This is a genomic window from Mycolicibacterium canariasense (assembly GCF_002101555.1).
GTDB lineage: Bacteria > Actinomycetota > Actinomycetes > Mycobacteriales > Mycobacteriaceae > Mycobacterium > Mycobacterium canariasense.
Window position 1 is genome coordinate 26359 of sequence record NZ_LQOL01000086.1, and the last position, 7008, is coordinate 33366.

The 7008-nt window shown below is 63.7% G+C and carries 8 protein-coding genes and 1 pseudogene; all 9 read right to left on the minus strand.

Annotated features, from left to right (window positions below; translation table 11 throughout):
* Positions 1-11: 11 nt before the first annotated feature.
* Positions 12-662 carry a DUF7240 domain-containing protein gene (locus AWB94_RS29765; protein ID WP_062659646.1) on the minus strand — a complete coding sequence of 217 codons (651 nt, stop codon included), beginning with the start codon at positions 660-662 and terminating at the stop codon, positions 12-14.
* A gap of 3 nt (positions 663-665) precedes the next feature.
* Positions 666-1283 carry a hypothetical protein gene (locus tag AWB94_RS29770; protein WP_062659647.1) on the minus strand — a complete coding sequence of 206 codons (618 nt, stop codon included), beginning with the start codon at positions 1281-1283 and terminating at the stop codon, positions 666-668.
* Positions 1280-1885 (minus strand): DUF7172 family protein, encoded by a 606-nt coding sequence (locus AWB94_RS29775; RefSeq protein WP_062659648.1) that lies wholly within the window; start codon positions 1883-1885, stop codon positions 1280-1282. Before AWB94_RS29775 ends, AWB94_RS29770 begins: the two co-directional genes overlap by 4 nt.
* The gene (locus tag AWB94_RS29780) at positions 1882-2520 is read right to left on the minus strand and encodes a DUF7172 family protein (RefSeq protein WP_062659649.1); all 639 of its coding nucleotides are present in this window, start codon (positions 2518-2520) and stop codon (positions 1882-1884) included. Before AWB94_RS29780 ends, AWB94_RS29775 begins: the two co-directional genes overlap by 4 nt.
* 46 nt (positions 2521-2566) lie before the next feature.
* A complete protein-coding gene (locus tag AWB94_RS34805) occupies positions 2567-2833 on the minus strand; it encodes a hypothetical protein (RefSeq protein WP_131805427.1) in 267 nt (88 codons plus the stop codon).
* A gap of 83 nt (positions 2834-2916) precedes the next feature.
* Positions 2917-3270 (minus strand): hypothetical protein, encoded by a 354-nt coding sequence (locus tag AWB94_RS34380; protein ID WP_131805428.1) that lies wholly within the window; start codon positions 3268-3270, stop codon positions 2917-2919.
* A 131-nt stretch (positions 3271-3401) separates the two neighbouring features.
* The gene (locus AWB94_RS29785) at positions 3402-4463 is read right to left on the minus strand and encodes a hypothetical protein (protein WP_062659651.1); all 1062 of its coding nucleotides are present in this window, start codon (positions 4461-4463) and stop codon (positions 3402-3404) included.
* Entirely contained in the window at positions 4460-6022 is a 1563-nt protein-coding gene (locus AWB94_RS29790) for a hypothetical protein (RefSeq protein ID WP_062659652.1), read from the minus strand. Before AWB94_RS29790 ends, AWB94_RS29785 begins: the two co-directional genes overlap by 4 nt.
* A 14-nt stretch (positions 6023-6036) precedes the next feature.
* A pseudogene (locus AWB94_RS35335) lies at positions 6037-7008 on the minus strand (hypothetical protein); the annotation flags it as partial.

Sequence of the window (7008 nt, forward strand, 5' to 3'; positions counted from 1 at the left end):
ACGGTAAGGGCCTACCGTGCAGTCTTCGCCAACGCGCGAGCAGCCCGCGCGTTCGCCGCGGCGCCACCATCGGACGGCCACCACGACGGCTTGACCATCTCCCCACGCTTGAGCGGCTTGTCCGGCGCGTACAGGCGATGCATGTACGAGTTGTGGGCGCGCTGGTCGGCTTCGGGGTCGCCGGACTGCATGGACTGGACCACGATCTTCTCGACCTCGTCCAACACGCGGTGCATGGACGGCATCAGCATCGGATCACCGGCGATCTGGGGGCGGATAGTGCGCCACCCCGCCCCAGCCGTCACCGCCAAGCTCAGGACCGCCTTGTACGGGCGCGCGGTCCCCCACGTGCACAACCCGGCCAGAAGTCGGTCGATGGTGTCTTCTGGCGCGCGGCCGAATGCCATGTCGGCGATGAGGCGTTCGTAGTCGGTGGTGTCGATGTGGTCGGTAAGGAACCGCGTCAGGTACGCGTTGCGCGCGGCGCCGTCAAGGGCGTCGTTGTAGGCGGCGGCCAGGACGGCCAGCGAGCGGGGACGTGGTTTCCGCGCCCAGAGCGTGCCGACGCCGTCGAGCTTGAACAGGACCGGCTCCCCTAAAGGTGGTGCGTCCTCAGCATCCCCGAGCAGGTCAGTGAATCCGGGTGGCGGCTCAATGGCCATGGGTCAGAACTTCGGTACCGCGAACAGATCCACAGCCGTATCCCCGCTGACGTAGTTCGAGTTCGTGCCCTCCGAACCACCCGTAATCAACGCCGACTGCCACGCCTCCGACTGAAACCGCACCTCCACACGCACCGTGATCGACTGCCCGACCGCAACCTCCCACCGGCCCGTCGACCCCGGCAACAACCGGTGCCGGCGCGAATTGTCCCGCACATCCGAAATCGCAAGCCCCGTATCGGTGGCCAGGAACCCGCCCTGCCCAACATCCATCCCGGTCCCGAACTTGGACACCTCATCCGCGGCCGTCAACGTCGGCGCCGTCACACCCAGTTGGACGCCCTCACGCACAGTCAAAAACCCACGCGACCGGGCCTGCAACGACACCCGACACCCACCACGCCGCACCTCACCCCACACCAACTGCACAACCGGGGTGTCGTTCAGCCACGTCAACGTAATCGACTGCAGCAGATCGTTCTTATTGCCCCCACCAGCCACCGCATACGAGCCCGACTTCGACTCCACCAACGCGGTAGCGACCCGAGACTGCTGCATCCACGGCATCGGCTCGATAATCCCGTCCAGATCATCGAAATGCAGAGGCTCAACGCACGTCACACCACACCTCCCGGGGTCACGAACAGCAACAGCCGCGTCCAGTAGGCGTGGGCCTCATAGCGGGGATCATCATCAGGATCATCCGATGAGATCCATAGGCCCGGTGTGTGCGCCGCCGCCAAATACCGGAAATGCAGCGCCTCCCCTGGTGGGATCACCCCCACCGGGACCGTCACCTCAGACTCGTCGATCTCCAACGTGAACCGCCCGTACGCGAGATCCTTCGAAGCGGTCGACGCCTTGTTGGTTTGCATCTTCCCGCCCGCCGAATCCGCCGTAACCGACGGCGAATCAGCCTGCGGGGACGCGTTGATCACCCACGACCACGCGTCCTGAATCAGCACCGTACACGGATCGGTCGTCAGGATCGTGCGGGCCGCGCGTTTCACGATCACCGTGCCGGTCAACGGCTCGGTGCCACCGTTCGTCCAGTACAGGTCGCCGTCGATCATCGTCACCGGGTCCGGGGCCCGCTGAATCTCGCCGTCCTTGGTGGATTCGAGGAACACTTCATCGACGACACCGGGGAACCACGACTTCGCCAAACCGGTCCCGTCGACAGTGGAGATCATGTGCGGCCCTGTGCACACTTTCATGCTCATCCGGTCACCAACGATCCCTGCTGCGGCAGCGCCTCGACCTCGACACGCGCATAATTCGCGCCGGCCCAGTGGTAGGGGCTGTTCTTGTTCGCGTTGTCCGACCACGGTTCTGGTGTCCAGACGATGCAGCGGTACCAGATGCGGAACGTCTCCCCCGGCTGGAGGAGTCGCGGCTGCAGTTCGGAGACGGTGGAGACGGGGTTCCACATCCACTGCTTGCCGGGCTTCGGCTCGGCCACACTGTTGGTGCCGAGGTCGATCGCGGAGCCGCATTTGGAGTTGTAGGTGGTGGTGCAGATCGGCACGGACGGTTGGTCGTCGACGGCGATGGTGTAGCGGTCCCGGAATTCGATGGCGTTGGGTTGCGACACCACCCATTTGCGGGGTCCGCGGGTCAGGTTGACGACCAGGGCTTGCGGGAGTGGGGTGTCGTTGCGCCATGATGCCTGCAGGTTGAGCAGTTGGCGGCCGGGTAGCGGGATCTCGGCTTGAATCGGGCCGTCGGAGGAGGATCGGCATATCTCGTCGATCACCGGGCGTGGTACGGAGTGTGGTTGGAGGTAGAGGGTTCCTTCGGTGGTGACGCCGAGGTTTTCGTCGACGCACACGTTGGTGGTGACCCAGTCCAGCGGCATGGCGGGAGGGTAACGAGGTCAGGTGAGACAGGCCGAGAACACTGACTTATGTCGGCCATGGCAGCTTGAGGGTCATCCGATCAAGCATCACCGGATCGGTCATGTACGCCGGTACCCAGTCCTGCGCGTATCCGCAGTTATTCGGGCACATCCAGCCGTCTGCGGTTGCGATCAGGGTCGAGTGTGGTGTGCATTTACCGCAGGTAAACGGGTGAATGTGCGCCTCGCGTTGGAAGCGGTTGATCACTGCCACCTGTTCAGGGGTCCAGGGTGCGTGAAGCGTCCGGCCCCAGCCTTCGGGTAGCTCGCTCATGGTTTCCTCTCCACGCCGATAACCGAGCGGAACGTAACCCGCAGACCCGACATGGCGGATGTTTCACGGCGTGGTTTCACGCCTCAGGAGATCTGAACCGACACATCCGTCCCGCCCGTCAAATTCGTCCAATCCGCCCGCAACGTCCCCGACGGCGCAATCAACGTCCACGGCCCACCCGCCGACCCCGACACCAACACCGACGACGAATCCAACGCAGTGTCCAAGTCGATGATCCGCTGCGCCACCGTCGCCGCAGACGCGTTATACGCGATGTTCGCCGTCGGCAACTTGTTGTAGTACAGGATGAACGACCCGCCCGTCGGCCCCCCGAGCAGCGTGATCGTCTTCCGCCACAACCCCGTCTGCGTCACCACAGCGTCCGTTGTGCGCGCCAACGCGCTGAGGTTGATCGACTGCCGGCCCGGAGACGTCAACCACGCCTCACCATCCCGATCATTCAACCGCCACCCTGCCGCGCGCTGCGTCTCCAACGCCCGTAACCGCTGATCAAACTCCCGCATCCACTCCTGATCAGTACGCGGCCGCCGCCCCTGAGCTTGATTGCTCACGAGTCCGTCCCCCCAGTCGACGACTTAGCCGCCTTACCCAGATCGGTTTTCGGAAGCACCGACTCGAGATTCACACCCACCGACTCATCACCCGACGCGGTGTTCACCTCGATGCCCTCCAACTCCACCCTCGTCTGGATCCCGAACGTCTCAACCTCGAACCGCGTCGAGGGGATCAAGTGGCTGATATCGACCGGGGCGTCCGGGTGTAGCTTCGCCCCGCCAGGAATGGTGATTGCATCCCGGATGAAACCCGTCTGCCGGACGTACTGGTCAGCTGCCCGTTGCACATTCCCCACCGCGAACATGTCCTCGATGTTCACGATCTTCTGCAAATGCAGGCCACCCATCGGCAGGTTCGCCCGCGCCAAATCCTCAGCTCCCCGAACCAGCACCTCGTTGAACGACCCCTGTCCGTCGCGAACCCACTTCAACCCACCCTCAAGGAAGTCCTGCTCCCCCAACGCAGTTATCGCCCGAGACGATGCCGGCCCCAACACTGGAACACCCGACACCACAGACCAATACAGGCCCAGCCCGGCCAACTGCTCAATCACCGACGCAACATCCTGCTCATCCTGCTTCAGCTGAAAGTCGATCGGATCACCCTCCGGATCGCGACGGACGATCGGACGAAGAGGAAGGTTGTGTTGACGCGCAATATGCCCATACAGGTCCGCGGCAATGTCAGCGACATCTGTTGTCTCATAGCGCTTCGAGATGGGCACATTAGTGGCCTTCGCAAACACAGACACGTCCATCGCGGTGAGAGTGACAGTGTCGTAGTCACCTTCGGCGTACACGATAGGACCGGTCCAGTACAGGTCTTCACCAGAAGAGTCGTACACCGAGAGCCAGTGCAGCCAAGGCGTGATCAGTTCCCGGGGGTTCAGTTCTGGTGCAACGGGGGCAGTGAGGTCGCAGCGGGATGTCTCGCGCAGCGTCCGGGTCCATTTCAGCGATGTTTGGTGCTCGGGTAGGAACTGGTAGAGCTGCACGCTCTTTCCGCCGACCATGGTGTGAACGACGATGGATTGCCAGGGGTCAACGACGCTCATGGTTGCCGGTCCGCCAACGTGATTCGGATGTCATTCAGGTCAACGTTGCCTGGTGCCTGTGCGACGAGTTCCCAGCAGTCCGATCGGTCGATCACCGGCGGCCGCCACGGTCCGCCCCGCGGGGTGTTGACGATGCCGACCGGGCGCCGCTTCCGACCATCCAACTCCACCCAGTACCGGCCGCTGATCCCATCCAAGATCAGCGTCGCGGTCGCCGGCAGACCGGTCACCTGCAGCGGGAACCGGTTGTCCTCACAGCGGACGTCGGTGTTGCAGCGCCGCCAATACAGCTGGAACGTCAACGACTTCGACCCGGTGTTTGTGATCCTGGTGGTTACCGCGGTCTCGCCGCCGCGCAGCGGGGTATCCAACGTCGGCACCCCGAACACGTGCTCACGGATCGCGCACACCGGCAAACATCCACCACACGACGGCGGCGGGGTCGTCACGATCTCGATGACCTCCGGCGTGCAATCCTCCGCGAACAACACCTGCATGTCCTCGCACGTATCCGGCTCCGCGCAATCCCCCGCATGCACCCAGTTGATCGGCACCGTCGACACCGAATCCCACTCAACGTCGATGTTCACCAACGGCAAGTAGGCGTACGGCTTCGTCGCCGTCATCTCCCACGTCACCCGATACACACTCGCCTGGCTGCCCTTGCCCATCGCGTCGTCGATCACATCGGTGATCTCGATGGCCTTCGAATAGACAACCCCGTGCATCTCCCGCACCAAATCGTCAGGGATGACACGAGAATCCCCCGGGTGCGCCGCGAAGTACTTGAGGGTCGAATCGGTGCGGTCCTTCGTCTCCCGCAACCTGGCGGACAGCCACTCCAGCCCAAACGTCACACCCGCATTCGATGAACCGATCAACAGGGCCTCGAACGTGATCGTCTGCGACGTGTCGCGGTGCGCGCCCGCCACAGCCCCCGAACCCACGAGCTCAGTGATCGGGCGGGAGATCGCGGTGGTGTCCAAGCCGCGGACATCCATCACCCAGATACCGCCGAACTCCGCCGCCTCCGGGACACGGGTTGTGTACCAGGGCGCCAACTCCGGCCGATACACGGTGTCACCCAGGAATTGCTGCAGCCCGTCCCACGAGTCGTCGTACCCGATCTGTAGCCGGCAGTCCGCGAATGGGTTGTCTTCCCAGCAGCGGCCCGAGATTTCGGCCAGGCCTGGCCCGAAGCGGCGGGATCCGTTCGGCGGTGACCAGAAGTTGCCCACCCGTACTGAGTCGGTGGGGATTTGGAACAGGCCGGGCCGCACCTCGACCAGGCCGCAGCCGCCGTCAGTGACACCCTCCTCGAAATACAAGCCCTCGGGGTCCTCTTCGAGGCCGTCCGGGTCGTACATACCAGGCGACACCTGCGTCAGGACGGGCAGGTACATGCCTGAGCCGGGTGGTTCTTCGATCATGCGCGGCCGGTTCGCGGGCGTGAACATGGCGAGGTCGTTGGTGGGGGTGTTGCGGCCGAGGTGGGCCACCACGCGCGAGGTGTTGGTGAGTTCGGTGCCGTTCAACGCGAAGAATCCACGAAAAGGCATGGGCTAGTCCTTCCTCATGGGATCAGGGCGCTCAGGCGGTCGTACACAGCCTGGCCGGTGTCGGGTCCCCCGCCGGGGACGATGATCGTGGCGTGAATATCCGTTTTGTGGGTGTCGCCGCCGTACCCCTTGCCGCGGCCGACGCGGCCCATGGCTTCCTCGAACGCGATGGTCTGCCGCGGATCCAGCACGCGTTCGGGCTTGATGGTGTTCTTCGGCATGAACCCGATGTCCTTGGCCAAGCCGCCCTCGTCGAAGAACCCGCCGGCGATACCACCAATACCACCGACCAGGCCCCCGATCAGGCCCGCCACCCCGCCGAACAGGGTTTGGAACAGCTTCGGGATGTCGAAGATCTGGAAGATCGACGACGGCAACACCTGCGAAATACCCTCGATCAGGGTCGACAGGCCATTGGTGAGCAGGGAGCCCAGGAACTCGGTGAAGATCTGCCCGCCGGTCTGCGCGATCGACCCCAACGCGGACACGGCGGCGTTGGTGATGCCACCAGCCGCGCCACCAGCACCGGGCGCGACCGCGTTCACACCCATACCCACCGCCGACGAGATCGCCTGCGTACCAAAGTTGATCGCCGCCTGAATCGCCGAATTGATCAGCGGCATGATGATCTTCTCGATCACGTACTTGACGACACCGATGATCACCTGGGTCAGGATCCGGACGCGTTCCTTGTTGACGGTGTCCTTCGACGATTGGTTGCGGTCGATCAGCCCGGATGAGTCGGAGGCGAGCCGCCCGGACGCGTCGAAGCGTTGGAAGTCGCCGCGGAATTCGCGGATCTGGGAGGCCATGTTGTGCAGCGTGTCCCGGGACTGGATTTCGACACCGATGATCTTCAGCAGAATGCTGATGAGCATGTTGACGATGCCGCCGATGATGGGGATCTCCGACAGGCCGAAGAAGTCGGCGCCGACGGTGTCGTTGACGACACCACCATCAGCGAAGCGCGGCAGCCGTGACCCGAT